The sequence below is a fragment of the Shimia sp. genome (genome assembly GCF_049116215.1).
In the GTDB taxonomy this organism is placed as follows: Bacteria; Pseudomonadota; Alphaproteobacteria; order Rhodobacterales; family Rhodobacteraceae; genus Shimia.
The window spans coordinates 151,209-173,380 of sequence record NZ_JAGDZB010000004.1 but is presented as its reverse complement, the minus strand read 5'-3'; the positions used below and the strand labels follow the sequence as shown (position 1 = coordinate 173,380).

General features: G+C 57.6%; 22 protein-coding genes. 10 read left to right on the top strand and 12 right to left on the bottom strand.

The features are described 5' to 3' along the window. Positions 1 to 10 precede the first annotated feature (10 nt). The 4 genes from JXR15_RS14245 to JXR15_RS14230 all read right to left on the bottom strand — a co-directional run bounded on the left by JXR15_RS14245 (position 11) and on the right by JXR15_RS14230 (position 3,597). Positions 11 to 1,174: an isovaleryl-CoA dehydrogenase gene (locus JXR15_RS14245; protein WP_422053878.1), complete on the bottom strand. Its 1,164-nt coding sequence runs from the start codon at positions 1,172 to 1,174 to the stop codon at positions 11 to 13. A 161-nt stretch (positions 1,175 to 1,335) separates the two neighbouring features. Further along, positions 1,336 to 2,670, bottom strand: a complete 1,335-nt coding sequence (locus JXR15_RS14240; protein WP_422053877.1) for an MATE family efflux transporter — start codon at positions 2,668 to 2,670, stop codon at positions 1,336 to 1,338. After that, positions 2,663 to 3,172 carry a PaaI family thioesterase gene (locus JXR15_RS14235; protein ID WP_422053876.1) on the bottom strand — a complete coding sequence of 170 codons (510 nt, stop codon included), beginning with the start codon at positions 3,170 to 3,172 and terminating at the stop codon, positions 2,663 to 2,665. The genes JXR15_RS14240 and JXR15_RS14235 overlap by 8 nt, the downstream gene beginning before the upstream one ends. A gap of 2 nt (positions 3,173 to 3,174) precedes the next feature. Next, positions 3,175 to 3,597: a PaaI family thioesterase gene (locus JXR15_RS14230; protein ID WP_422053875.1), complete on the bottom strand. Its 423-nt coding sequence runs from the start codon at positions 3,595 to 3,597 to the stop codon at positions 3,175 to 3,177. Positions 3,598 to 3,713: 116 nt separating this feature from the next. On the opposite strand from JXR15_RS14230, the gene JXR15_RS14225 reads away from it, so the two are divergent. The 7 genes from JXR15_RS14225 (at position 3,714) to JXR15_RS14195 (ending at position 10,962) form a co-directional block, all read left to right on the top strand. Beyond that, a complete protein-coding gene (locus tag JXR15_RS14225; protein ID WP_422053874.1) occupies positions 3,714 to 4,091 on the top strand; it encodes a MerR family transcriptional regulator in 378 nt (125 codons plus the stop codon). 234 nt (positions 4,092 to 4,325) lie between these two features. Continuing rightward, on the top strand, positions 4,326 to 4,727 hold the full coding sequence (locus JXR15_RS14220) for a MerR family transcriptional regulator (protein ID WP_283427207.1): 402 nt from the start codon (positions 4,326 to 4,328) through the stop codon (positions 4,725 to 4,727). 48 nt (positions 4,728 to 4,775) lie between these two features. Continuing rightward, a complete protein-coding gene (locus tag JXR15_RS14215) occupies positions 4,776 to 6,551 on the top strand; it encodes an acyl-CoA dehydrogenase C-terminal domain-containing protein (RefSeq protein WP_422053873.1) in 1,776 nt (591 codons plus the stop codon). A gap of 62 nt (positions 6,552 to 6,613) precedes the next feature. Further along, positions 6,614 to 6,826 carry a hypothetical protein gene (locus JXR15_RS14210; protein ID WP_295175263.1) on the top strand — a complete coding sequence of 71 codons (213 nt, stop codon included), beginning with the start codon at positions 6,614 to 6,616 and terminating at the stop codon, positions 6,824 to 6,826. Between the two features lie 37 nt (positions 6,827 to 6,863). Next, entirely contained in the window at positions 6,864 to 7,502 is a 639-nt protein-coding gene (locus tag JXR15_RS14205; protein ID WP_422053872.1) for a glutathione S-transferase family protein, read from the top strand. 25 nt (positions 7,503 to 7,527) lie between these two features. Further along, a complete protein-coding gene (locus tag JXR15_RS14200) occupies positions 7,528 to 8,739 on the top strand; it encodes an acetyl-CoA C-acetyltransferase (protein WP_422053871.1) in 1,212 nt (403 codons plus the stop codon). 24 nt (positions 8,740 to 8,763) lie between these two features. Beyond that, complete coding sequence (locus JXR15_RS14195) at positions 8,764 to 10,962, top strand: 3-hydroxyacyl-CoA dehydrogenase NAD-binding domain-containing protein (RefSeq protein ID WP_422053870.1); 2,199 nt, start codon at positions 8,764 to 8,766, stop codon at positions 10,960 to 10,962. A 67-nt stretch (positions 10,963 to 11,029) separates the two neighbouring features. Here the strand turns inward: JXR15_RS14195 and JXR15_RS14190 are convergent, their stop codons facing one another. Beyond that, entirely contained in the window at positions 11,030 to 11,695 is a 666-nt protein-coding gene (locus JXR15_RS14190; protein ID WP_422053869.1) for a Hint domain-containing protein, read from the bottom strand. Between the two features lie 346 nt (positions 11,696 to 12,041). Between JXR15_RS14190 and JXR15_RS14185 the strand changes: the two genes are divergently transcribed. Beyond that, positions 12,042 to 13,670, top strand: coding sequence for an AMP-binding protein (locus JXR15_RS14185; RefSeq protein ID WP_422053868.1), 1,629 nt, complete (start codon positions 12,042 to 12,044; stop codon positions 13,668 to 13,670). 93 nt (positions 13,671 to 13,763) lie between these two features. Here the strand turns inward: JXR15_RS14185 and JXR15_RS14180 are convergent, their stop codons facing one another. Then, a complete protein-coding gene (locus JXR15_RS14180) occupies positions 13,764 to 14,942 on the bottom strand; it encodes a trans-sulfuration enzyme family protein (RefSeq protein ID WP_422053867.1) in 1,179 nt (392 codons plus the stop codon). Positions 14,943 to 15,204: 262 nt separating this feature from the next. Between JXR15_RS14180 and JXR15_RS14175 the strand changes: the two genes are divergently transcribed. Together JXR15_RS14175 and JXR15_RS14170 are read left to right on the top strand one after the other, a co-directional pair. Further along, the gene (locus JXR15_RS14175; protein ID WP_422053866.1) at positions 15,205 to 15,915 is read left to right on the top strand and encodes a DUF484 family protein; all 711 of its coding nucleotides are present in this window, start codon (positions 15,205 to 15,207) and stop codon (positions 15,913 to 15,915) included. Continuing rightward, the gene (locus tag JXR15_RS14170; protein ID WP_422053865.1) at positions 15,912 to 16,826 is read left to right on the top strand and encodes a tyrosine recombinase XerC; all 915 of its coding nucleotides are present in this window, start codon (positions 15,912 to 15,914) and stop codon (positions 16,824 to 16,826) included. The genes JXR15_RS14175 and JXR15_RS14170 overlap by 4 nt, the downstream gene beginning before the upstream one ends. A gap of 129 nt (positions 16,827 to 16,955) precedes the next feature. Here the strand turns inward: JXR15_RS14170 and JXR15_RS14165 are convergent, their stop codons facing one another. From JXR15_RS14165 to JXR15_RS14140, 6 genes are all read right to left on the bottom strand, one after another. Further along, positions 16,956 to 17,543 (bottom strand): hypothetical protein, encoded by a 588-nt coding sequence (locus JXR15_RS14165; protein ID WP_422053864.1) that lies wholly within the window; start codon positions 17,541 to 17,543, stop codon positions 16,956 to 16,958. A 67-nt stretch (positions 17,544 to 17,610) separates the two neighbouring features. Next, on the bottom strand, positions 17,611 to 18,558 hold the full coding sequence (locus JXR15_RS14160) for an NAD(P)-dependent oxidoreductase (protein ID WP_422053863.1): 948 nt from the start codon (positions 18,556 to 18,558) through the stop codon (positions 17,611 to 17,613). Positions 18,559 to 18,642: 84 nt separating this feature from the next. Further along, on the bottom strand, positions 18,643 to 19,386 hold the full coding sequence (locus JXR15_RS14155; protein ID WP_422053862.1) for a maleate cis-trans isomerase family protein: 744 nt from the start codon (positions 19,384 to 19,386) through the stop codon (positions 18,643 to 18,645). A gap of 5 nt (positions 19,387 to 19,391) precedes the next feature. After that, complete coding sequence (locus JXR15_RS14150; RefSeq protein WP_422053861.1) at positions 19,392 to 20,549, bottom strand: M24 family metallopeptidase; 1,158 nt, start codon at positions 20,547 to 20,549, stop codon at positions 19,392 to 19,394. Further along, positions 20,542 to 21,594 carry a pyridoxal-phosphate dependent enzyme gene (locus tag JXR15_RS14145; protein ID WP_422053860.1) on the bottom strand — a complete coding sequence of 351 codons (1,053 nt, stop codon included), beginning with the start codon at positions 21,592 to 21,594 and terminating at the stop codon, positions 20,542 to 20,544. The genes JXR15_RS14150 and JXR15_RS14145 overlap by 8 nt, the downstream gene beginning before the upstream one ends. Next, entirely contained in the window at positions 21,591 to 22,007 is a 417-nt protein-coding gene (locus JXR15_RS14140) for an acyl-CoA thioesterase (protein ID WP_422053859.1), read from the bottom strand. Before JXR15_RS14140 ends, JXR15_RS14145 begins: the two co-directional genes overlap by 4 nt. Between the last annotated feature and the right edge of the window lie 165 nt (positions 22,008 to 22,172).

The following is a 22,172-nucleotide window of genomic DNA, read 5'->3' as shown; positions in this document are numbered from 1 at the left end:
TGCAGAGCTCTTACGCCTGCGCCGCCATCAATTCGCGACCAATCAGCATGCGGCGAATTTCACTGGTGCCTGCGCCAATTTCCATCAGCTTTGCGTCACGGAAAATCCGGCCCACTGGGTTGTCGGACAGGTAGCCCGCGCCACCCATGGCCTGCACCGCTTGGTGCGCTTGCGTCATCGCCACTTCAGAGGCGTAAAGACAACACGCCGCGGCGTCCTGACGGGTGATGCGGCCTTCGTCACAGGCTTTGGCACATTCATACACATAGGCGCGCGCAGAGTTCATTGCCGTGTACATATCCGCGATTTTGCCCTGCATCAGTTGGAAGTTGCCGATGGATTGACCGAACTGTTTGCGCTCCACCATGTAGGGCATGATTTCGTCCAAGCATGCTGCAATGATGCCGGTGCCGATGCCTGCCAGAACCACACGTTCATAGTCCAGTCCGGACATCAGAACAGCAACACCTTTGCCCTCTTCGCCGAGAATATTTTCAAATGGCACTTCCACGTCTTCGAAGATCAGTTCGGCGGTGTTGGAGCCGCGCATGCCAAGCTTGTCAAAATGCGGAGATGTGGTGAAACCCTTCATCTCTTTCTCGATCAGGAAGGCGGTGATGCCACGTGGACCAGCGTCGGGATCGGTTTTCGCATAAACCACCAGCGTGTCAGCGTCCGGACCGTTGGTGATCCAGTATTTGTTGCCGTTCAGAACAAAGCGATCGTTGCGCTTTTCCGCCCGCAGCTTCATCGACACAACGTCGGAGCCCGCAGAAGGTTCAGACATGGCCAATGCGCCAACATGTTCTCCGGACAACAGTCGCGGCAGATACTTGGCTTTTTGCTCGTCGGTGCCGTTGAGCTTGATCTGATTCACGCAGAGGTTGGAGTGCGCGCCGTAGGACAGCGACACAGAGGCAGAGGCACGGGCGATTTCTTCCACCACAATCACATGTGCCAGATAGGACATGCCCGCCCCGCCAAATTCTTCTGGGACTGTCACGCCCAGCAGACCCAAGTCGCCAAACTCTTTCCAAAGCTCATTGGGGAATTCGTTTTTGAGATCGATGTCCGCAGCCATCGGCTTGATGCGCTCTTGCGCAAAGCGGTGCACCATCTCGCGCAGCGCGTTGACGTCTTCACCCAGATCAAAATTCATCGTGTGCATGAACATGGGGCACCCCCTCCAGTTATTGAACAGTTGTTCAATAACTAGACCGAGTCGCACCACGGATCAAGAAAATTTCGCGCGACCTGCCCTGCGGCTACGCAAAAGGGCGACATGAAACCATGCCGCCCTGCAAAATCTAATAAATGTCTCAGAGAGTTAAATTGTCACCGCGCTGCACGTGCCTCCAAGGCAGGATAGCGTATGGCCAAAGTTGCCCCCCGAGCGACAAAGCTCACCATCAAGGCCAACCACAGCCCGTGATTGCCCCAAACCGGCACCAACAGCGCTACGGCGGCAAAATATGTGATAGTCGAAAGCACCATCATGTTGCGCATGTCTTTGGTTTGAGTGGCGCCAATGAAGACGCCGTCCAACATGAAGGGGGCGACGCCTAGCAAGGGAGACACGATCACCCAGGGCAAAAAATCACGCGCCAATGATCGCAGCGCATCGGAAGTTGTCATCGCGTCGATGATCATTCCGCCAAAAATCCAGTAGATTGCCGCTATTAACAGAGACCCAACCACAGCCCAAATCGATGCCATGTAGGTGGCACGTCGCAGGCCTGCTCGGTCCTTACCGCCAAAGGCTTGTCCCGCGAGGGTTTCCACCGCAAAGGCAAATCCGTCGAGCGCATGTGCGGTGATGTACAAAAACTGCAGCAGCACTTGGTTGGCCGCCAATGTATCATCGCCAAAGTCAGCCCCGAGAAACAGGAACGACATAAAGATGGCCTGTAACATCAACGAGCGCAGCAGAATGTCGCCATTTACGGCCGCCATTTCACGCAGGGCGGCAGGGTCCAGCACACGCGCCTTTTCTCTCCATGCAGGGTTTTGAAACACATCCCGACACAAATAAACCGCCATAGCGCAGCCCGTCACTTCGGCAAAGACCGTGGCAATGGCCACCCCCTCGACGCCCCAGCCAAGCCCCAACACAAACCACAGATCGAGTATGATGTTGACGCCGTTCATCCAAAGCTGAATGACCAAAACAGCCTTTGTGCGCTCCTGTGCAATCAACCACCCTGTAAGGCCGTAGATTGCAATCGCCGCAGGGGCCGACCAAATACGGATTTGGAGATATTGCTGGGCCAGCGTCTCCACTTCTGGGGAAGCCGGGGAAAGCCAAAACGCGGCTCGGAAGAACCACACCTGACCAAGGATCAAAAGCACACCGGCGGCAACGCCGATCATCACTGCGCGGGTGAGCATCGCGGCCACTTCACCGTGCCGCCCTTCCCCTTTCGCACGTGCGGTTAGGCCGGTTGTGCCCATCCGCAGGAAACCAAAAATCCAATAGAGGCCAGCGAGAACAACTGCGCCAATGCCTACAGCACCAATGGGCGCAGCTTCGCCCAACTGTCCAACCACACCTGTGTCCACCGCACCAAGGATAGGCACTGTGGCATTGGACAGAACAATCGGAAGGGCGGTGTGCAGAATGCGCCGGTGCGTGATATCGCCGACGCCACTTGCTTGTGGTGTTTCACTCATCTTTGGATGGCATCAAGAAGTGGCCCGTGGCCTGTGCAAACAACACGTCGCGCTGGTCTTGCCAGGCTTCGACATGCACAGAGGCATAGCGACGGCCCGAGCGGTTCACCCGCGCCCGCGCATAGGCATCGCGAGGCAAACCGGATCGCAGGTAGTCCACTGTGAAGTCGATGGTCTTGGGCAAACGGGGCAAATGGCCTTCGGTCAGGCTTTCCATGGAAATCTGACCGCTCTCGATGTCATCCCACAAGCCAGACCAAGCCAACCCAATCACCGCCGTAGTCTCAAGAAAGCCCGCCGTCACACCGCCATGAATGGCGGGCAAAAGTGGGTTGCCAATCAGCTTGTCATCAAACGGCAGGATTGCTGTGAGTTCATCGCCACGGCGCTCAAACTCGATGCCGAGGAAATTGATATATGGCACACCATGCACAAGCGCAGAGAGCGCAGCGTCACGGCGTTGCTTGACCACTTGAACGGGTTCAGGACGGGGACGCGGCATACTCAGCTCCTCTGCACGGTAAAGGCGCCGGTTGCCGTGGCAACGGGACGAGTGTCGTCATCATCAAACGCAGTAGCACGCACAAAAGCCACCGAACGGGTGATGTGATAACACTCCGCTTTGGTGCGCACATTTTGCCCCGGCGTCGCCGCGCGCATGTAGTCAATTCTCAGATCAATTGTGGCTGTGCCCGACGGAGAGGATGGGTGGCACATGGCGGCCGCTCCACAACACGTGTCCATCAAGGCCGAGACCGCGCCGCCGTGCAAAACCCCAGTTTCCGGATCGCCAACAATTTTGGCGTCATAGGGCAATTCCATCTCTGCTTTGCCGGCGCCAATGTCCGTCAGCCGCATGTTCAACGCCTTGCAATGGGGAATCGCATTGATGAAATGCTCCGCCATTTTTGCCTTATCCGGGTCCATGCCCTGCCTCCGACTGATTTTTATCCTTTATGAGCGCCATTTGTCGCTGGCTTCAAGGGGGCGGTTGCTCTTGCTGCGGATGCAAACTAAGTTTCGCCTCCAAGGAGGCCCCGCAAATGTCTGATACTCGCATGACTTTTAAGGAAATGTGCGCCCGTTTTGACGTCACGCCGAGAACGCTGCGTTACTATGAGTATATCGAGCTCTTGCAGCCGGAACGTGAAGGACGCAGCCGGTTTTTTGGCCCCCGTGAGATCGCCCGCATGACCCTTATCATGCGCGGACGCCGTTTCGGTATTAAGCTGGAAGACATCCGCCAGTGGCTCATGATTTATGAAAACGATGGCACCTCCGCACAGATGCAGGCTTTTGTAGAAATGGCTGACCGCCAGATGGCAGAGCTTGAAGAGCAGCGCCAACAATTGGATGAGGCGATGCGGGAATTAAAGGAACTGCGGGACGAAACCGCGGGTTTCCTCACCAAAGCCACCTAAGCGGTCATCTCCTCCTGAAACACATTGACCAGCCATCAGGGCGCCCATTGGGCGCCTTTTCTTTTGCCACCCCGCGCTGCTTTGATGCGCAGGATATCGCTTAAGCTGAAAAAACTGATCCTACGTCACTTCAATTTGTGACGTGACGTCTTACTTACGTTAACGTCAAGCTGTATAGTAACCCAGCTCCCGAAGCCCATTTTGTTCCCAACTTCCGTAAGAAAGGACGCAACGATGAGCGAAGAAACGATGACCATTCGCGAGATGTGTGACGTCTATGACGTGACTCCTCGCACCCTGCGTTTTTACGAGTCCAAGGAACTTTTGTTCCCCGTTCGCGAGGGCCAAAAGCGTTTGTTCACCAAACGTGACCGCGCCCGTTTGAAACTGATCCTACGTGGCAAGCGTTTTGGATTTTCTCTCGAGGAAATTCGCCAGCTGCTCGACCTCTATGACATGGGCGATCAACAGGCGACGCAGATGCAACGCACCTATGAGGTGGCCAAGCACCGCCTCAAAGACATGGAAGAACAACGCGACGAGTTGAACGAAGCGATCGACGATCTGCGCGAACAACTCAAATGGGGTGAACAGTTCCTCACCGATCTCACAACGCAAAAAGACGCCGCTCAGTAAGCGACGCACACCAAATTCCGTCTCGGATCATCCAAAGGGAAGAGCTATATGCCGATCTATACCGCGCCCGTAAAAGACCTGCAGTTTGTACTGCACGACGTACTGAACGTCTCCAACTCAGACATTCCAGGCTATAGCGACCTGGACGCTGATTTCACCAACGCCGTGCTTGAAGAAGCTGGCAAGTTGACCGGCGAAGTTTTGGCCCCTCTCAACGTCGTTGGCGATCAAGAAGGCTGTCGTTTGGAAAACGGTGTTGTCTATACACCAACAGGTTTCAAAGCGGCGTTTGAGCAAGTGAAAGAAGGCGGCTGGCCGGGTTTGGACATGCCCGAAGAATACGGCGGACAGAACATGCCGCAGGTGCTCGGCACCGCTGTTGGTGAGATGTTCTCCTCATCCAACCAGGCGTTCACCATGTATCAGGGCCTGACCCACGGTGCGGCGGCGGCGATCCTAGCCCACGGCACCGATGAGCAAAAAAACAAATGGCTGCCAAAGATGGTCTCTTGTGAGTGGACCGGCACCATGAACCTGACCGAGCCACACTGTGGTACAGATCTGGGTCTGATGCGCACCAAGGCAGAACCACAAGACAACGGCACTTACAAAATCTCCGGTCAGAAGATCTTTATCTCCGCAGGCGACCACGACATGGCCGACAACATTGTGCACCTGGTGCTGGCGAAAGTGCCCGGCGGCCCGGAAGGCATCAAAGGCGTGTCCCTCTTCATCGTGCCCAAGTTCATTGTGGATGACGAAGGCACCATTGGCGCCCGCAATGGCGTCTCCGTTGGCAGCATCGAAGAGAAGATGGGCATCCACGGCAACTCCACCTGCGTGCTGAACTATGATGAGGCCGAAGGCTACCTGCTGGGCGACTTGAACAAAGGCATGCGCGCCATGTTCACCATGATGAACGAAGCGCGTCTGGGCGTGGGGATGCAAGGCCTCTCCGCCGCTGAAGTGGCTTATCAAAACGCCGTCGACTATGCGAAAGACCGCCTACAGGGGCGCGCCGTGACCGGTGTAGAAAATCCGGATGGCCCGGCAGATCCGCTAATCGTGCACCCGGATATCCGTCGCTCCCTGATGGATCAGAAATCCTTTGTCGAAGCAGGCCGCGCGTTCATCCTGTGGGGGGCAAAACTGCTCGATGAATCCCACCGCATAGGTGACAAAGACGCGGACGGTTTGGTATCCCTGATGACACCGGTCATCAAAGGCTTCCTGACCGATGAAGGCTACGACATGACTGTCAAAGCGCAGCAAGTTTACGGCGGCCACGGTTACATCGAAGAGCACGGCATGAGCCAGTTCACTCGCGATGCGCGTATCGCGATGATCTACGAAGGTGCCAATGGCGTTCAGGCGCTGGACCTAGTGGGGCGTAAGCTGGCGGCGGATGGCGGCAAGCACGTTATGGCCTTCTTTGAACTGGTAAAAACTTTCTGCAAGGAAAACGGCGAAGACGAAGCGCTGAAAGACTTTGTTGGGCCGCTGAAGCAAGCTTCTAAGGATCTGCAGGCCGCTGGCATGTACTTCATGCAGGCTGGAATGAAGAACCCGAACGATGCGCTGTCCGGTTCCAACGACTTCATGCACCTCTTCGGTCATGTCTGCCTCGGCCTAATGTGGGCGCAGATGGCCAAAGCTGCAAACGCAGCACTGGCTTCTGGCGCTGAAGACAAGGACTTCTACGAAACCAAGCTGATCACCGGCCGCTACTACATGGCGCGCCGTCTGCCAGCGACCGGGATGCACCTTGCGCGTATCCAATCCGGTGGCGACACCGTGATGGCGCTGGCTGCAGACCAGTTCTGATCCGGTTGGGCGGGGACCTCCCCGCCCTCCCTCTCATTTGCTGGCGTCATAATGGAGGACAGATGCCCAAACGTTTTCGACTGACCCGCCGTTTCCCTGTTGCCATGACAGAGGATGGCTATCGCAAGCTCAGAAGTTTTGCGACGGAGGCAGGTCTGGACGAAGGTGAGGCGCTGTCGTTTCTATTTGAGAACTTCGACGCTGTAACAGACGACGACCAACTGGCGCATCGGTTGCGCCAGTTCAACGCGACTTTGGATGACCGCAAACGGTGATCAAGCCCGCGCAGAAATTTGCCAAGGGGAGGACGGCATGACAATCAAACTCTACTGTTTTGGAGAAAGCGGCCATTCTTACAAAGCCGCTTTGGCATTGGAACTTTCCGGCCTCGACTGGGAACCGGTGAAGGTGGACTTCTTTGCAGGCGAAACCCGCTCCGATGAATATCGCCAAAACGTCAATGAGATGGGTGAGGCGCCTGTGCTTGTGGATGGCGACTTTAGCCTGACACAGTCCTCGGTCATTCAGGATTACATTTCAGAGAAAACCGGGAAATTTTCTGGCCGTGACAACGACGAACGCCGCGAAATCCTGCGTTGGCAGTTCTGGGACAACCACAAACTGAGCTCGTTTGCGGGCATGACCCGGTTTCTGCTCAACTTCATGCCAGAAGACAAACAGCCCAAAGAGGTGATTGCCTTCAACCAAGGCCGCCTCAAAGGCGCCTATGACATACTGAACAAACATCTTGAGGGACGTGATTGGATTGTGGGCGACGGCCTGACTAACGCGGACCTGACCTGCTGTTCTTACCTCTACTATCCAGAGCCCTTTGGCTTTGACCGCGCCGAGTGGTCCAACATCGACCGCTGGCTGACCAATATTTCCGACACGCCGGGGTGGAAACACCCCTACGACCTGATGCCCGGTTCCCCTGCGGACCGCGCCTGATCTCGCCTGATAATAGGAGACCACAATGACTGAAGCCTATATCTATGACGCCGTGCGCACCCCGCGCGGCAAAGGCCGCAAAGATGGCAGCCTGCACGAGGTGACCTCTGTTGCCCTGTCCAAAACGGTTCTGAACAGCCTGAAAGAGCGCAACGGCCTGGAAGGCCACGCCGTTGAAGACGTGATTTGGGGCAATGTGACTCAGGTGAAAGAACAAGGCGGCTGCCTCGCGCGGACCGCCGTTTTGGCGTCTGACCTAGACGAAATCATTCCAGGCCTGTCGATCAACCGCTTCTGCGCTTCTGGTATGGAAGCCGTGAACCTCGCGGCCAACCAGGTCAAAGGCGGCGCAGGCGATGCCTATATCGCCGGTGGTGTGGAAATGATGGGGCGCGTACCGATGGGCTCTGACGGGGCTGCCATTGCCGTGGACCCGTCCGTCGCAATGGACATGTATTTTGTGCCGCAGGGTATTTCGGCGGACATCATCGCAACTGAGTACGGTTTCACCCGTGATCAAGCAGACCAACTGGCTGTAGAATCCCAACGCCGCGCCGCAGTGGCCTGGGACGAGGGCCGGTTTGATAAGTCCATTGTGGCTGTCAAAGACATCAACGGCCTGACCATTCTCGACAAAGACGAGTACATGCGTCCGGGCACCGACATGCAGTCGCTTGGTGGCCTGAAAGCTGCGTTTAAGGAACAAGGCGAAGTGATGCCGGGCTTTGATAAACTGGCGATCATGAAGTACCCGCATCTTGAGAAGATCAACCACATCCACCACGCCGGGAACTCCTCCGGTATCGTGGACGGCTCTGCGGGCGTGCTGATCGGCAACAAAGAGTTTGGTGAGAAATACGGCATCAAGCCACGTGCGGTGATTAAACAGACCTGCAAAATTGGTCTGGACCCAACCATCATGCTGACCGGTCCGGTGCCTGCGACACAGAAGATCCTGAAAGACGCAGGCATGGCAATCAGCGACATCGATCTGTTTGAGGTCAACGAAGCTTTCGCTTCGGTTGTGATGCGCTTCCAGCAGGCGTTTGATGTTGATCCGGCGCTGGTAAACGTGAACGGCGGCTCCATCGCCATGGGTCACCCTCTGGGCGCGACCGGCGCAATTATCATTGGTACATTGCTGGACGAGTTGGAGCGTCAGGACAAAGAAACCGGTCTGGCCACTCTTTGCATCGCGTCCGGCATGGGCGCGGCCACCATCATCGAACGCGTGTAACCGGCTGACGTTAGGATAAAAGACATGACTGATTTCACAATGAAAGTCGGCGACAATGGTGTCGCCATCATCACCTGGGACGTGAAGTCCAAATCGATGAACGTGCTAAGCCGTGAGGCCTTTGGCGACCTGGAAGCCTGCATCGACGAGGTGCTGGGCAACGACGACATCAAAGGCGCGGTGATCACCTCTGGCAAAGACACCTTTGCCGGCGGCATGGACCTGAACGTGCTTGGTTCCATTCGTGCGGACGCCGGTGATGAACCTGCGCAGGCGCTGTTTGACTTCACTATGATGGGTCACAAGTTCTTGCGCAAAATCGAGCGTGCAGGCATGGACCCAAAAACCAACAAGGGCGGCAAGCCAATTGCTTCCGCGCTGCCCGGCACCGCACTTGGCATTGGCCTGGAACTGCCTTTGGCAACCCACCGCATCTTTGCTGCGGATAACCCAAAAGCCAAAATCGGCCTGCCGGAAATCATGGTTGGCATTTTCCCTGGCATGGGCGGCACCACACGTTTCATCCGCATGATGGGTGCGATGGCGGCCTCGCCGTTCCTGCTGCAAGGCAAGATGGTTGATCCTAAGAAAGCCAAATCCGCGGGCATCATCCACGAAGTGGTCGACGATCCTGTTGCGGCCGCGACCGAGTGGGTGCTGAACGCCACGGACAAAGACATCCTGAAGCCTTGGGATGCCAAGGGCTACAAAATGCCGGGCGGCGAGCCTTATCATCCTGCCGGTTTCATGACCTACGCTGGTGCCTCGGCCATGGTGAACGGCAACACCTGGGGCGTGTACCCAGCGGCCAAGGCGCTGCTGTCTGCAGCCTACGAAGGCGCACAGGTACCGTTTGACACCGCGCTGAAGATCGAAGCGCGCTGGTTTGTAAACGTGCTGATGAACCCATCGTCTTCGGCGATGATCCAATCCCTGTTCATCAACAAAGAGGCGCTGGAAAAAGGTGCCAACCGTCCAGACGTGCCGGATCAGTCCGTCAAGAAAGTGGGCGTTCTGGGCGCAGGCATGATGGGTGCAGGCATCGCGCTGGTCTCCGCACAGGCCGGCATGGATGTTGTGTTGATCGACACCAACCAAGAAGCGGCGGATCGCGGGAAAGCCTACTCCGAAACCTATCTCGACAAAGGCATTAAGCGCGGCAAAGTCACGGCGGAGAAGAAAGAGGCCATGCTGGGCCGCATCAACGCTACCACCGATCTGGACAACCTGTCTGATGTCGACCTGATCATCGAAGCCGTCTTCGAAGATGTGGGCGTGAAAGCCGAAATGACCAAGAAGGTTGAGGCGATCATCCCTGAGGATGCGATCTTCGCCTCCAACACCTCCACCCTGCCAATCACTGGCTTGGCGGAAGCTTCTGTTCGCAAAGAGCAATTCATCGGCATCCACTTCTTCTCCCCTGTGGAGAAGATGGCGTTGGTGGAGATCATCAAAGGCAAGGAAACAGGCAACCGCGCCGTGGCCAAGGCGCTCGACTACGTGCGTCAGATCCGCAAGACGCCAATTGTTGTGAACGACGAGCGCTTCTTCTACGCCAACCGCTGCATCATTCCGTACATCAACGAAGGTGTGATGATGGCAGGTGAAGGTGTCGGCCGTCCGCTTCTGGATCACGCCGCACAGCTTCTGGGCTTCCCTGTGGGGCCAATCCAGTTGGTGGATGAGACGTCCTTGGACCTTGGTGCCAAAATCGCGAAAGCCACCAAAGCTGCGATGGGTGATGCCTATCCAGCGTCTGTTGCGGATGACGTGACTTTCTGGATGGTTGAAGAAGGTCGCTTGGGCCGCAAGGCAAAGGCTGGCTTTTTCGACTATGACGAAAAAGGCAAGCGCGGCGATTACTGGACCGGCTTCAACGAGAAGTTCCCGCTTCTGGAAGAGCAACCGGACCTGATCGAAGTGCAGCACCGCCTGATCTTTGCGCAGGTGTTGGAAGCTGTGCGCGCGCTTGAAGCTGGTGTTCTGGAAGACATCCGTGAAGGTGACGTGGGCGCAATTCTGGGCTGGGGCTTCATGCCATGGTCCGGCGGGCCATTCAGCTGGCTCGACATCGTTGGCGCGGCCTGGGCGGCGGAACGCTGTGACCAACTGGCGGAGAAGTTTGGCGACCGCTTCGCCTGCCCACCATTGCTGCGCGAAATGGCTGACAAAGGTCAGACCTTCTATGGCCGCTTTGGACCACAGGCTAAGGCCGCGGCCTAAGATGCTCTAAGAAACACGCAAAACGCCCGGGAGCTTTCGCTGCCGGGCGTTTTCTTTCGAGCATCCTCTAAGCTGCGGCGAGCATCATCTCTGGCTTCACGGATACATTCCGCACGGCGCCAGTCTCCAGCATTGTCATCGCCCTTTGCACCGGCACCATATTGTAGTTGGCCGCAGTGCCAAACCGAGGCCGCACCCCGGCGCGCACGCCCCAGATACACTGGGAAAACAACAACGCCCCGCCGTTGACAAACACCATCTGATCTTCGGAAAATACCGGGAGGATTGCGTTCAGCGGTGTAGCCGGCTCGACACGGTATGTGCCGTCAATCACATCCAATGCGGCACCTGGAATGACCGCATAGGGGTCTCCCCATTTGTCACGGACCGTTGGGCTTTCCACCAAGACACCCTCTCCCGGTTGCACCAGAAGATCACGCCGATTTTCCAGTGCCCCGGCAGGGACAAACACCGGCCAGAGATTTCGCGGCGTCACGTGATCGTGGCTAAAGATCGGATCAAACACCATGGCCATGATGCGCTGAAATCCAGCATCAAATGTGAGCACCTCGTCACCGACATGCAAGCTGTCCACGGTAGCCCACCCGCCCGGCGTGGCCACGCGGGTGCCTGCCACAAACCCACACCCCGTGGTTGTGATCACCGGCCGCAAGTTAGATTGGCGACGCCTGGCCGCCAGTGCCACCCGGGCCTTGTCGCGAAGTGTTCCCACCGTATGTTCCATCGAGTATTCGGCCCCATCCAAATAGTCATACGGCTCTTCATTGGTTTTGAGCCGCAGGTCCGATTGTTTGGTGCCAGCCTCTACAATTCGTAAACAATCTCAGAAGGCTGTCCTGCATTTAGTTCAACTGAGAGAAGGCTCAAACTAAATGAAATTTGAAACAGCGACCGCTTGCCCATACATTTGCTGCAGCGCCGCGCCCGACCTTGGAAATGGCACCCAAAACGCATGATTGTTTCAATAATACCAACTTCTGCGTGCGTATTATTACCGTCTTCCCTTTTGAAACGACATCCGCAAGATTGCATCCAGCATGAAATGGGAGGGTTCGCCGATGGGTTGGATGTCTGATGAAACTGGTTTGGAAAAATGCGCGGCAAATTATGTGCCCTTGTCCCCGCTGTCGGGGCTGAAGCGTGCGGCAAAAATCTTCCCGGACCGCCTCGCCTTGGTCGATGGCGAGATTCGCCGAACCTATCGTGACTACCATGACCGATGCAGCCGACTGGCCAGCGGCCTTGTCAGTTTGGGTGTGAAACCCGGTGATGTGGTTGCTGCGCTGCTGCCCAACACGCCTGCGGCTTGTGAGGCGCATTTTGGAGTGCCCGCCTGCGGGGCTGTGCTGAACGCGATCAACATCCGCCTGGATGTCGCCACGGTGACCTACATCTTTGAACATGGCGAAGCCAAAGTGGTGCTGGTGGACAGCGCGTTTTTGGAACTAGCAGAAGCAGCTTGCGCTGCGATGAGCACGCCCGCGCCCACATTGATTGAAGTGGCGGCACCAGAGGCTGAATTTCCGGCATCTGGGCGGCATCAGACCTATGAAGACCTCTTGGCGCAAGGCGACCCTAGTATTGACTGGTTCATGCCACAGGATGAATGGGAGAGCATCGCGCTCAACTACACCTCCGGCACCACAGGCAAGCCAAAAGGCGTGGTGTACCACCACCGAGGCGCCTATCTGAACGCCATGGGACAGGTGTTGAGCTGGCGCATGACCTTGCACCCGGTCTACCTGACAATTGTGCCGCTGTTTCACTGCAACGGCTGGTGTCATACTTGGATGATGCCGATGGTGGGTGGCACCATTGTTTGCTGTCGGGACATCACCGCGCCGGCGATTTTCAACGCGATTGCCGATGAGGGCGTGACCCACTTCGGTGGTGCCCCAATTGTGTTGAATATGTTGGTCAATGCGCCTGAAGAGCAGCGCCGGGCGTTTGACCATGTGGTGGAAGTTTTCACCGCTGGTGCTCCCCCTGCCCCAGCCACATTGGCCAAAATCGAGCCTATGGGCTTCCACATCACGCAAGTCTACGGCCTGACCGAAGTTTACGGTCCAGCCACAGAATGCCTGTGGGATGACACCCGCTGGGACACCTTGGAAGGCCATGACCGCGCCGCCATCAAAGCGCGTCAGGGTGTGGCAATGCCCTTCATGGAAGACATGACCGTGATGGATGACCAGATGGCACAAATTCCGATGGATGGCGCCGCAGATGGCGAAATCATGATCCGTGGCAACGCAGTGATGAAAGGCTATCTGAAAAATCCCGACGCCACCAAAGAAGCCTTTGCCGGTGGATACTTCCACTCCGGCGACATCGCAATTCAGCACCCCGACAGCTACGTGCAGATCACAGATCGCGCCAAGGACATCATCATTTCTGGCGGCGAGAACATCAGTTCTGTGGAAGTCGAAGGTGTGCTGATGCATCACCCTGCGGTGAACCTGGCGGCGGTTGTGGCCAAATCGGACGAGAAATGGGGAGAAATTCCCTGTGCCTTTGTCGAGCTTCTGGACGGTCAAACAGCAGAGGAGAAAGAGGTGATTTCCTTTGCGCGGGAACACCTTGCCGGGTTCAAAACTCCCAAGAAGGTGGTGTTTGGCGAGTTACCTAAAACTTCAACAGGCAAGATTCAGAAGTTTGCCCTGCGCGAAAAAGCCAAGAGCCTCTAGGGATGCTAGGCAAACGCCATCGGTGACCTCAATTACCAAGCGACCTTATCAAGGCGACAGACAGCACCTGTCGCCTTGATCACAGAAGGCTTACTAAGCCGTCCGCAAAGCCGCATCCAGATCTGCAGCCAAATCATCAAGGTCCTCACACCCCACCGACAAGCGAATGAGATCATCGCCGATACTGATTTTCTCCCGATGCTCTTCGGTCACTGCAGCATGGGTCAAAGACGCAGGGTGCTGAATCAGGCTTTCGACACTGCCCAAGCTGACCGCGAAGTGGAACAAACATGTCGACGTCAGCACCCGTTCTACGCGGTCAAGCCCGCCCTCCAATCGCAATGATATCAGCGCCCCAAAGTTTGTCATTTGCTGCGCTGCGATGGCATGGCCCGGGTGGGCTTCCAAACCAGGATACACCACCTGAGAGATGCCATACACGTTGGCGTTTTCAGAAAGCGTTTTCGCGAGAGACGCGGCTGAAGAGGTCTGTCGCTCCACCCGCAGCGCAAGCGTGCGCAGCGACCGCAGAAGCAGTGCACAATCGCTGGGGCTCATCACCGCACCAAGTGCATTTTGCAAGTAACCAACACGTCCCACCAGGCCTTCCGGCGCCCGTTCCGACACCGACAGCACACCACCGAGAAGGTCGGAATGTCCGCCAAGAAATTTGGTTGCGGAATGCATCACCACATCAATGCCGTGATCCAGCGGCAGCTGCCCGCATGGTGACGCAAAGGTGCTGTCACAAACGGTCACCGCCCCAACATCGCGCGCGATTTGCGCCACCGCCTGCAGGTCTACAATCTTTAGAAGCGGATTGGACGGGGTCTCAAACCACATAAGATCAGCACCTTGCGCCACTGCGCTCAATGCTTCGGCGTCAGAGAAATCAACCAGTTCAACGTCATAACCAGCCATTGAGGGACCAACCTGCGCCAACAGACGATAGACACCGCCGTAGAGATCTTCATGCGCAACGATTTTGGCGCCCGGTTTCAGTGTTGCCAGCATGGTTGACGCGGCAGATAGGCCAGACGGGAACACAAAAGCCGCCTCCGCGTTTTCAAGATCCGCCAGACAGCTTTCCACCCGCTGCCGCGTTGGGTTGCCAGAGCGAGAATAATCATAGCCGCGGTTTTTGCCGATGCCGTCCTGCACGTAGGTTGTGGCCGTGTAGAGAGGAGGCACCACCGCACCGGTGGCTGGGTCGGGCTCATGACCGGCGTGGATGACGCGGGTTGCCAAGGAGGTGCGGTTTTTGGTGTTCATGGTTTTCTCTCTGCGGGTAAAGGCTTAGCGGGACCGGCTCGTTATCTCAGAGGTGCCAAAAAGAGCAAGCCGTAACTGCTGCGCAAAACCATCCATCATCTTCCCCGGATAACAAACAACACTGCGCCCCCTGTGGGCAGACCTCCTCAAACCGGACACCGCAGGCAAAAGCTCGCAGGCGCAACGCTGCAGTGCAAAAAAGTTGCGGCATTTTGGGAAACGCTCTGATAAGGTTGGCGCAACGACCAAAAATGGCGACGACATGAGCAGTACTCCAAAAATTGAAGATGACATGCGCGAGAAAATCATCTCGCAACCCGATGTAATTCTGGAAGACCGGGATTTAATGCGCGCATTGATTGCGGCCAATGAAAAAACCATGGGCGGCAACATTGTGGACCTGCGCGGCATCGCCATGGAGCGACTGGAATCGCGTTTGGATCGGCTAGAAGACACACATCGCAGCGTGATTGCCGCCGCTTATGACAACCTTGCAGGCACCAATCAGGTACACCGGGCCATCCTGCGGATGCTGGACCCGGTGGAATTTGAAGGCTTTTTGCATGATTTGGGCGGCGAAGTGGCCGATATTCTGCGCGTGGATGCGGTGCGTCTGGTGCTGGAAACCGAGGCGGAAACCGAGGGGGACGCCAATATCGCGCGGCTTGGGGATGTTTTGTCGACGGCAACTCCTGGGTTTGTGGAAGACTATCTGACCGGTGGACGTAATATACCACAGCGACAGGTGACGTTGCGCCAAGTGCAGGGTGGGGGGTCGGTGGTCTACGGTGACGACGCGGATTGGATCCGCTCTGAGGCCTGCTTGAAATTGGACCTTGGCAGCGGTCGTTTGCCCGGTTTGCTGGTGATGGGCGCAGAAGATCCGCATCAGTTCACCCCGCAACAAGGCACTGATCTGTTGACGTTTTTTGCCGGTGTGTTTGAGCGTGCCATGCGCCGCTGGCTGGCGTGATCAGCGCTGCGGCCAGTGACACGGTTGCGCGATTTCTGGCCCATAAGACGGCGTTGCAAGCGATCTCCGAAAACACCGTCACAGCCTATCAGACGGACCTGATTGAGTTTCTGACCTTTATGACGCTGCACAAAGGCGAGCCGCAGGGGCTTGCACCTTTGATGGAGCTGGGTGTGCCGGACATGCGCAGCTGGATGGCAAGTGCGCGATCCAGTGGGATTTCCTCACGTTCCCTGGCGCGTAAACTCTCGTCAGTAAAGAGTTTTTACCGTTGGCTGGCAGAGAAAGAAGGTTGTGATCCGACAGCCGTTCTGGCGACACGGGCGCCAAAGTTTCAGGCCAAACTGCCGCGACCATTGAGCGAAGACGCGGCCAAGAATGTGATTGAAACGGTGGAATTTCAGTCACAAGAAGACTGGGTCGGCGCGCGCGATATTGCTGTGATTACAATGCTGTACGGCTGCGGCTTGCGGATCTCTGAGGTATTGGGTCTGACATGTGCGGATGTGCCCTTGCCCAATGCGCTGCGCATTGTCGGTAAGGGTGGTAAAGAGCGTGTGGTGCCGGTGATCGACGCGGCGCGCAATGCAGTTGCGCGGTATATTCGTCTTTGTCCTCATACACTTAGAGAAAACCTCCCGCTGTTTCGTGGCGTGCGTGGTGGCGCGCTCAGCCCGCGCCAAGTGCAGAAGGTCATGCAGCAGACACGACAGCAGCTGGGCTTGCCCGCGAGCGCCACGCCACATGCCATGCGGCACAGCTTTGCCACCCATTTATTGAGCGCTGGTGGGGACTTACGCGCCATTCAGGAACTTTTGGGGCATGCGTCCTTGTCAACGACGCAGGCCTACACCCAAGTCGACGCGGCGCGATTGATGGAAGTATATAACAAGACCCATCCGAAGGCGTGAGTTAACTTCTCTATTTTGGCCCCGAATTCACGTCGGTATTCTGTCGGTATCACGACTGTTTTGCAGAGGTGCGTTTTGTTGCGTGCAAAGGTTAAGGCTGCGCGCGTTGCGTGACACCCTCAGGCCTCATTAGCGCATGGATGGCCGCTTGTAGGTGTGATGCCGCAGCATGCGCCCGGCATTTGCATCCCGCCGGCGCCGATCCGGGACGCGCAGTTCAAGCCATGTCGCTTGCGGGTCAACTGTCAAAGCCCCTAGCAGATGCCCTTCGGCCTGAATGGTGGCCACGAACCGCAGATGGTCGTGCGCCAACACCGCGTGGAGCCGCGCATCGGCGCGTTTCTTTGGCGGAGCGATTTCCACAGCGTCGCCCGGACCGTAGAGCCGCAGGGTTGTGGTTTGATGCGCTAGAATAGGCAGGGTGGCGCTTTGCGGCAGCGCAATGGTCAGCGCCATGGTGGCATGCCCGCCCTGCATCAAGCCCCCACCGGGGTGCGCCGTGTACATCAGGAGCAACATCAGGTCGCCAAAAACCAAATCCTGCGCACTTGGGTTGCGGACCTCCGCCCAAAGCGAGGGGCCGTTGACCCCGCTTTTCTTCTGCCACAGCTTTAGGATTTCGACCTGCGGCACCTCTTGGGCCGACGCAGACCTCTGCCTGCCCGCGCCATTTGGGGCAAACAAGCTGCTGAGAAACTGCCACAGGTCTTTGAGCATGCAACTCGCCCTCTCTGTCATTTCTTTTCAAAAAGCATGACAAAGAGTGGCGCGCAATAAAACCGGGTTATCGCCCTTTGGGGATCACTTCGTAACCGGGTTCTTCGGGTTCATCGTCAACCATCTCCGGCGGGAAGCCGGGCGCGAGAACAGACAGGCCTGTGGCCTCTTCCAGGCGTCTGATGATGTTGGGGCTCAACTCGCGTTCGCCAAACCGCGCAATGGCGTCGTCAAACATAGAGATCATCAACGGATTGAGTTCCAGCGGCACCCCTGCCCTGTTGGCGACGTCTTGGAATAGGCCGATGTCCTTTTTGACCAGATCCATGGTGAAAGAAATGTCGCGCGAACCATTGAGAATGACCTGGCTCTCTGTTTCGTGACTGAAGGAATTGCCGGAGCTGACGCGGATCGCCTCGTAAGCAGTGTTGAGATCCATGCCTGCGGCTTTGCAGGTCGTGAGCGCCTCGGCACTGGCCACGAGATGCGCGGTGGCGAGGTAGTTGGTCACCACTTTCAGCACGGAAGCAGAACCAAGCGGGCCGGTGTGCAGGATGCGGCGGCCCATGGTGGTTAGCAGCGGCAGGATGCGCTCAAAGGTGGCGCGGTCACAACCTGCGAAGATGGCGATGTTGCCGGTGTCGGCACGGTGACAGCCGCCGGAGACTGGACAATCCACCGCCGCGCCTCCTCGATCAATCACCAAGGCGCCGAGGCGTTTGGCCTCGGCCTCGTCCGTGGTGGACATTTCCATCCAGATTTTGCCCTCGGTGACCTCGGGCAGCATCTCTTTCATCACCGCGTCAGAAGCGGCAGGAGATGGTAGACAGGTGATGACCGCATCACAGAGGCGCATCATTTCTGCAGGGCTGGACACGGTTTTGGCCCCGGCGGCGACCTTCTCTGCCACCAAATCTGGGTTGAGATCGTGCACATAGAGGTCTTTGCCATTGCGCAGTAGGCTGCCGGACAGCTTGCCGCCGACGTTGCCCAATCCGATGAAGCCGATTTTCATGAGGCCTAACTCCCTGTTGTTGCGTTTAGACTGCGCAGCATCAATCAGAGCGGCAGGTCTGATACCGACAGGGAGTGGACGTTTTTAGCTTTTGAACAAACGGCCAGGGGCGTTGGCGGCCAGTTTTGCACCGGAGAGCTGTGCCATATGCCAGGCAAGTGCGAGGTTGCTGCCAAACACCGGCTTGTCGAGGTCGGTCTCCAGGCTGTCGATCACATCCAATGTTTGCAGGTTGGTACAGCTGAGGAAAACGGCATCGACGTCATGGTGGCCCACTTGCAAGGCGGCAGTTTTCACCGAGGCGGCATCAATACGGGCGACGTTTTCTTCACCGGCTTCTCCAAAAGACACCAGATGTGGCACGGAGATGCCAGCAGCCTCAAAGGCTTGTTTGACCGGCAGGGAAACACTTTCAACATAGGGCGTGACCATGCCAAGACGGGTGATGCCCAGTGCGTGGCAGGCGGCGATGGAAGCCGTGAGCGGGTCGGTGACATCGGGGGTTTGTACGCCCTGTTTGACGAGGTTGGCCACTTTGGCGGCGCCGATCATTGTGGTGCCAGATGTGCAACCGTAACCGACGACATCAAAACTGGCCGCAGGCGGGAAAAGGGATGCGCTGGCAGGCAGGGTTTTGGACATCTGAAGCAACGTGTCTTGGGTGACTTCGGGGTCAGAGGGCACGCGGCTGGTGTAAATCGAGAGATCGCGGGAAGGGAACAGGCGGCGGAAGTCCTGTTCCAGAGTTTCGTCAAACTTGAGCACAATCAGGCCCAGAGTGGTCTGACCGGACGCCGGGGGGCCAAGGGTGAAAGGGACGGTCTCCATGGGTGTTACCTCAGAATGGGCAGGGATGCGGCGGCGCGAGTGGACAGGAGTTCCGGGCCGTCGTCGCGCAGGACGATATTTTCTTCATGAACCTGAAACAGGCCGGGGGCGATCTCGACCCCTGGTTCCAGAGTGAGCACCATGCCCGCGCGCAGCTCGGTCTGGTCAAATGGCGTGAAGCTGGGCCATTCGGTGAGCGTGATGCCCAAACCATGACCGAGTCGACCGCCACCGGGCGTGGCGCCTTGCTTGGTCAGGCTGTCGACAAACATGGCGTGCACATCGCACGCTTTGTGGCCGGGGCGCAGCGTGGCAAGCACGTGGTCGGTGGCTTGAAAGAGCTGATCATAGGCGCGTTTGGCGGCGTCATCGGCGCGACTGATAGCGAAGTTGCGGTCAAAGTCGCAGAAATAACCGTCCAGGACGGCGCCGGTGTCGAGCATGAGGATGTCGCCTGCCGTGAGGCGTTCATCACCTGCCGGAGAGATCACGTCACCGTAACCGCCCTGCCCGGCGCCGCCTGCGGTGTAGCTGACCCAATCCGCGCCTTCCTCAAGCAGGATACGCTGAAAGTCTCGGAAGACCTTTCCGTGAGTGGTGTTTTCGGAAGCGTATTCAGAAATGCGAGAGAAGGCGCGGTCGGCCACGGCGCAGGCGGCGCGGATTTTGGCGACTTCGCCATCGGATTTGATTTCTCGGGTGCGCTGCACCGTATTGGTGGCGTCGACAAAACGACGCGGGGCGAGGGCTTGGGTCAGCTGTTGGTAATCCGCAAGCGGCATGCGCAGATGGGTTTCCAACCCCATGGGCAGGCCAATGCTGCCGGTGTCTGGCACGAGGTCGGCGAGGGTTTGCGTGAGCAGGCTGACGCCGTCGTCTCCGGGAAAAGGCGCGTCCCAGGTTCGGATATCGGCTACCCAGGTTTTGGACATCAGGTCCGCACCTATGGAGGGGATCACGGCGACGGGGTCACCATGCGCCGGGATTATGACAAACCACGGGCGGGCGGGGCTTTCCCAGAAGCGGGTGAGGAAACCTGTAGTGTAGAAAATGTCGGCTTGTGAGGTCAGCAGGAGTGCAGTTTCGCCCGCTTCTGCCATGGCGGCTTGCATGCGAATGATGCGGGTGCGGAACTCTTCAGGTGGAAATCCACGCTCAGGCATCTTCGGGACCTTCCGAAACAAAGCACAACACGCGGGCATGGGCAGGCAGGTCAGGACGCTTGAGAAGCGCAGCCGCGACACCCGCGACACCGGAGGGCGTGCTGGCGATGCCGTGGGATTTGAGCGTGTCCACCGTGCCCTGCGCCTCTTGCTCAGAAATGGTGACAAAACTGTCGGCGTCCATCGCAAGCCCGTTGAGCGCCACCATAGAGGCGGTCTTGCAGTCCAAACGCCCCATGTCTGACACAGGTCCAGCGGTGTCGACCAGTTGGCCAGCGCGAATGGACTCGATCAGCGCGGGGGCGGCTTCGGGTTCCACCACTGTGATATGTGGCGCATCGCCCCACGTGGCGCGGGCATAGGCGGCGACAGCGGCAGCCAGACCACCTACGCCCGCTTGCAGGAAGATATGTGTGGGCGGCGCGGGGTTTTGCGCGGCGGCTTCAGAGGCCATTTGCAAATAGCCCTCCATGACGCGGTAGCCGCTGTCCTCATAACCGTCCCATGTGCTGTCAGAGAGTAAGGTCCAGCCGTTGTCTTTGGCGGCGTTTTGCGCTGCAACCATGCTGGCCTCGTAGTCGTCTCCGGCCCAAGCCACGGTGGCACCTTGAGCCTCCAGACGTTTGCCAAAAGCTTGTGGCACGGTGTGCGAGAGGTAGATCACAGCTTTGGCGCCAAAGATGCGGGCCCCAGCGGCAACGGACATGCCGTGGTTGCCAGCCGACGCGGTGACATAGGTGCGACCCGTTAAGGCGGTGGTCCAGTCGGTGGGCTCCATGCGGGCGGCGTCATGAGCGATGGCGTAGGCGGCACCGAGGGCTTTGAAAGACCCAAGCCCCATGCGGGGGCGTTCGTCTTTGATGTGGAAGCTGGCGACGCCCAGTGTGGCGGCGAGGTCGGACATGTCCCGCAGTGGGGTCTCGGAATGGGCTGGGCACAGGGCGAGCAGTTTGGCTACGGCTGTGGCGTCCCGGCTCGGGAGGATTTCGGAATCGCGGGTCGGCAGGCCGAGGCCGCGATGAGGGTTGTGCAGGGTTTCGGTCATGGCTCGGATTGGCTTTCGAGAAGAGTTTTAAGACGAGAGACCTCCCCTGCCCGCATGCGGCCGTCGCGATGTTCAAACAGCGCACGGACCTCGGTACCTTCAAACGCCAGGTCGTCACCAACATAACCGCGATGGATCAGCCGGTAGGATTTGGCGGACCACTCTATGATCTCCATGCGGATGGTGAGCGCATCGCCATCGGTCAGTGGCCGGCGATATTTGGCGTTGGTTTCCATCAAGCCAAGCCCCACGGCATCGAGGTGTTCACAGACAACGGCGTGGCCGCCAAACTGCTGCAAAAAGCGCTGAAAGGTGCCGTCCATCCACCGGTAGATGTTGGGGTAGTAGACAATGCCAGCCGGATCACAGTCGCCAAAGACAACGTTGTGGTGGTGTTCGAAACTAAAAGGCATGGCGAGGGTCCGACTGAGGTTTCTTTGACGGCCAGAGTGGGCGGGGTTGCAGGGAAAGGCAATGGGCTGCGCGGGGTTGACAGGAGAGGGTTCAACCCCAAAGGCTAACGCAAAGATTTGGGCAGAATGCTCTGAAACCTTCACAGGTCGAGCGAATTGCCCTCA

Coding starts and splice junctions, on each gene's coding strand:
- JXR15_RS14165 (WP_422053864.1), bottom strand. CDS start 17,543: ATGCTCAAAGACCTGTGGCAGTTTCTCAGCAGCTTGTTTGCCCCAAAT.
- JXR15_RS14210 (WP_295175263.1), top strand. CDS start 6,614: ATGCCCAAACGTTTTCGACTGACCCGCCGTTTCCCTGTTGCCATGACA.
- JXR15_RS14140 (WP_422053859.1), bottom strand. CDS start 22,007: ATGCCTTTTAGTTTCGAACACCACCACAACGTTGTCTTTGGCGACTGT.
- JXR15_RS14225 (WP_422053874.1), top strand. CDS start 3,714: ATGTCTGATACTCGCATGACTTTTAAGGAAATGTGCGCCCGTTTTGAC.
- JXR15_RS14235 (WP_422053876.1), bottom strand. CDS start 3,172: ATGCCGCGTCCCCGTCCTGAACCCGTTCAAGTGGTCAAGCAACGCCGT.
- JXR15_RS14185 (WP_422053868.1), top strand. CDS start 12,042: ATGGGTTGGATGTCTGATGAAACTGGTTTGGAAAAATGCGCGGCAAAT.
- JXR15_RS14245 (WP_422053878.1), bottom strand. CDS start 1,174: ATGTTCATGCACACGATGAATTTTGATCTGGGTGAAGACGTCAACGCG.
- JXR15_RS14205 (WP_422053872.1), top strand. CDS start 6,864: ATGACAATCAAACTCTACTGTTTTGGAGAAAGCGGCCATTCTTACAAA.
- JXR15_RS14180 (WP_422053867.1), bottom strand. CDS start 14,942: ATGAACACCAAAAACCGCACCTCCTTGGCAACCCGCGTCATCCACGCC.
- JXR15_RS14175 (WP_422053866.1), top strand. CDS start 15,205: ATGAGCAGTACTCCAAAAATTGAAGATGACATGCGCGAGAAAATCATC.
- JXR15_RS14150 (WP_422053861.1), bottom strand. CDS start 20,549: ATGCCTGAGCGTGGATTTCCACCTGAAGAGTTCCGCACCCGCATCATT.
- JXR15_RS14200 (WP_422053871.1), top strand. CDS start 7,528: ATGACTGAAGCCTATATCTATGACGCCGTGCGCACCCCGCGCGGCAAA.
- JXR15_RS14220 (WP_283427207.1), top strand. CDS start 4,326: ATGAGCGAAGAAACGATGACCATTCGCGAGATGTGTGACGTCTATGAC.
- JXR15_RS14145 (WP_422053860.1), bottom strand. CDS start 21,594: ATGACCGAAACCCTGCACAACCCTCATCGCGGCCTCGGCCTGCCGACC.
- JXR15_RS14155 (WP_422053862.1), bottom strand. CDS start 19,386: ATGGAGACCGTCCCTTTCACCCTTGGCCCCCCGGCGTCCGGTCAGACC.
- JXR15_RS14195 (WP_422053870.1), top strand. CDS start 8,764: ATGACTGATTTCACAATGAAAGTCGGCGACAATGGTGTCGCCATCATC.
- JXR15_RS14240 (WP_422053877.1), bottom strand. CDS start 2,670: ATGAGTGAAACACCACAAGCAAGTGGCGTCGGCGATATCACGCACCGG.
- JXR15_RS14160 (WP_422053863.1), bottom strand. CDS start 18,558: ATGAAAATCGGCTTCATCGGATTGGGCAACGTCGGCGGCAAGCTGTCC.
- JXR15_RS14230 (WP_422053875.1), bottom strand. CDS start 3,597: ATGGACCCGGATAAGGCAAAAATGGCGGAGCATTTCATCAATGCGATT.
- JXR15_RS14215 (WP_422053873.1), top strand. CDS start 4,776: ATGCCGATCTATACCGCGCCCGTAAAAGACCTGCAGTTTGTACTGCAC.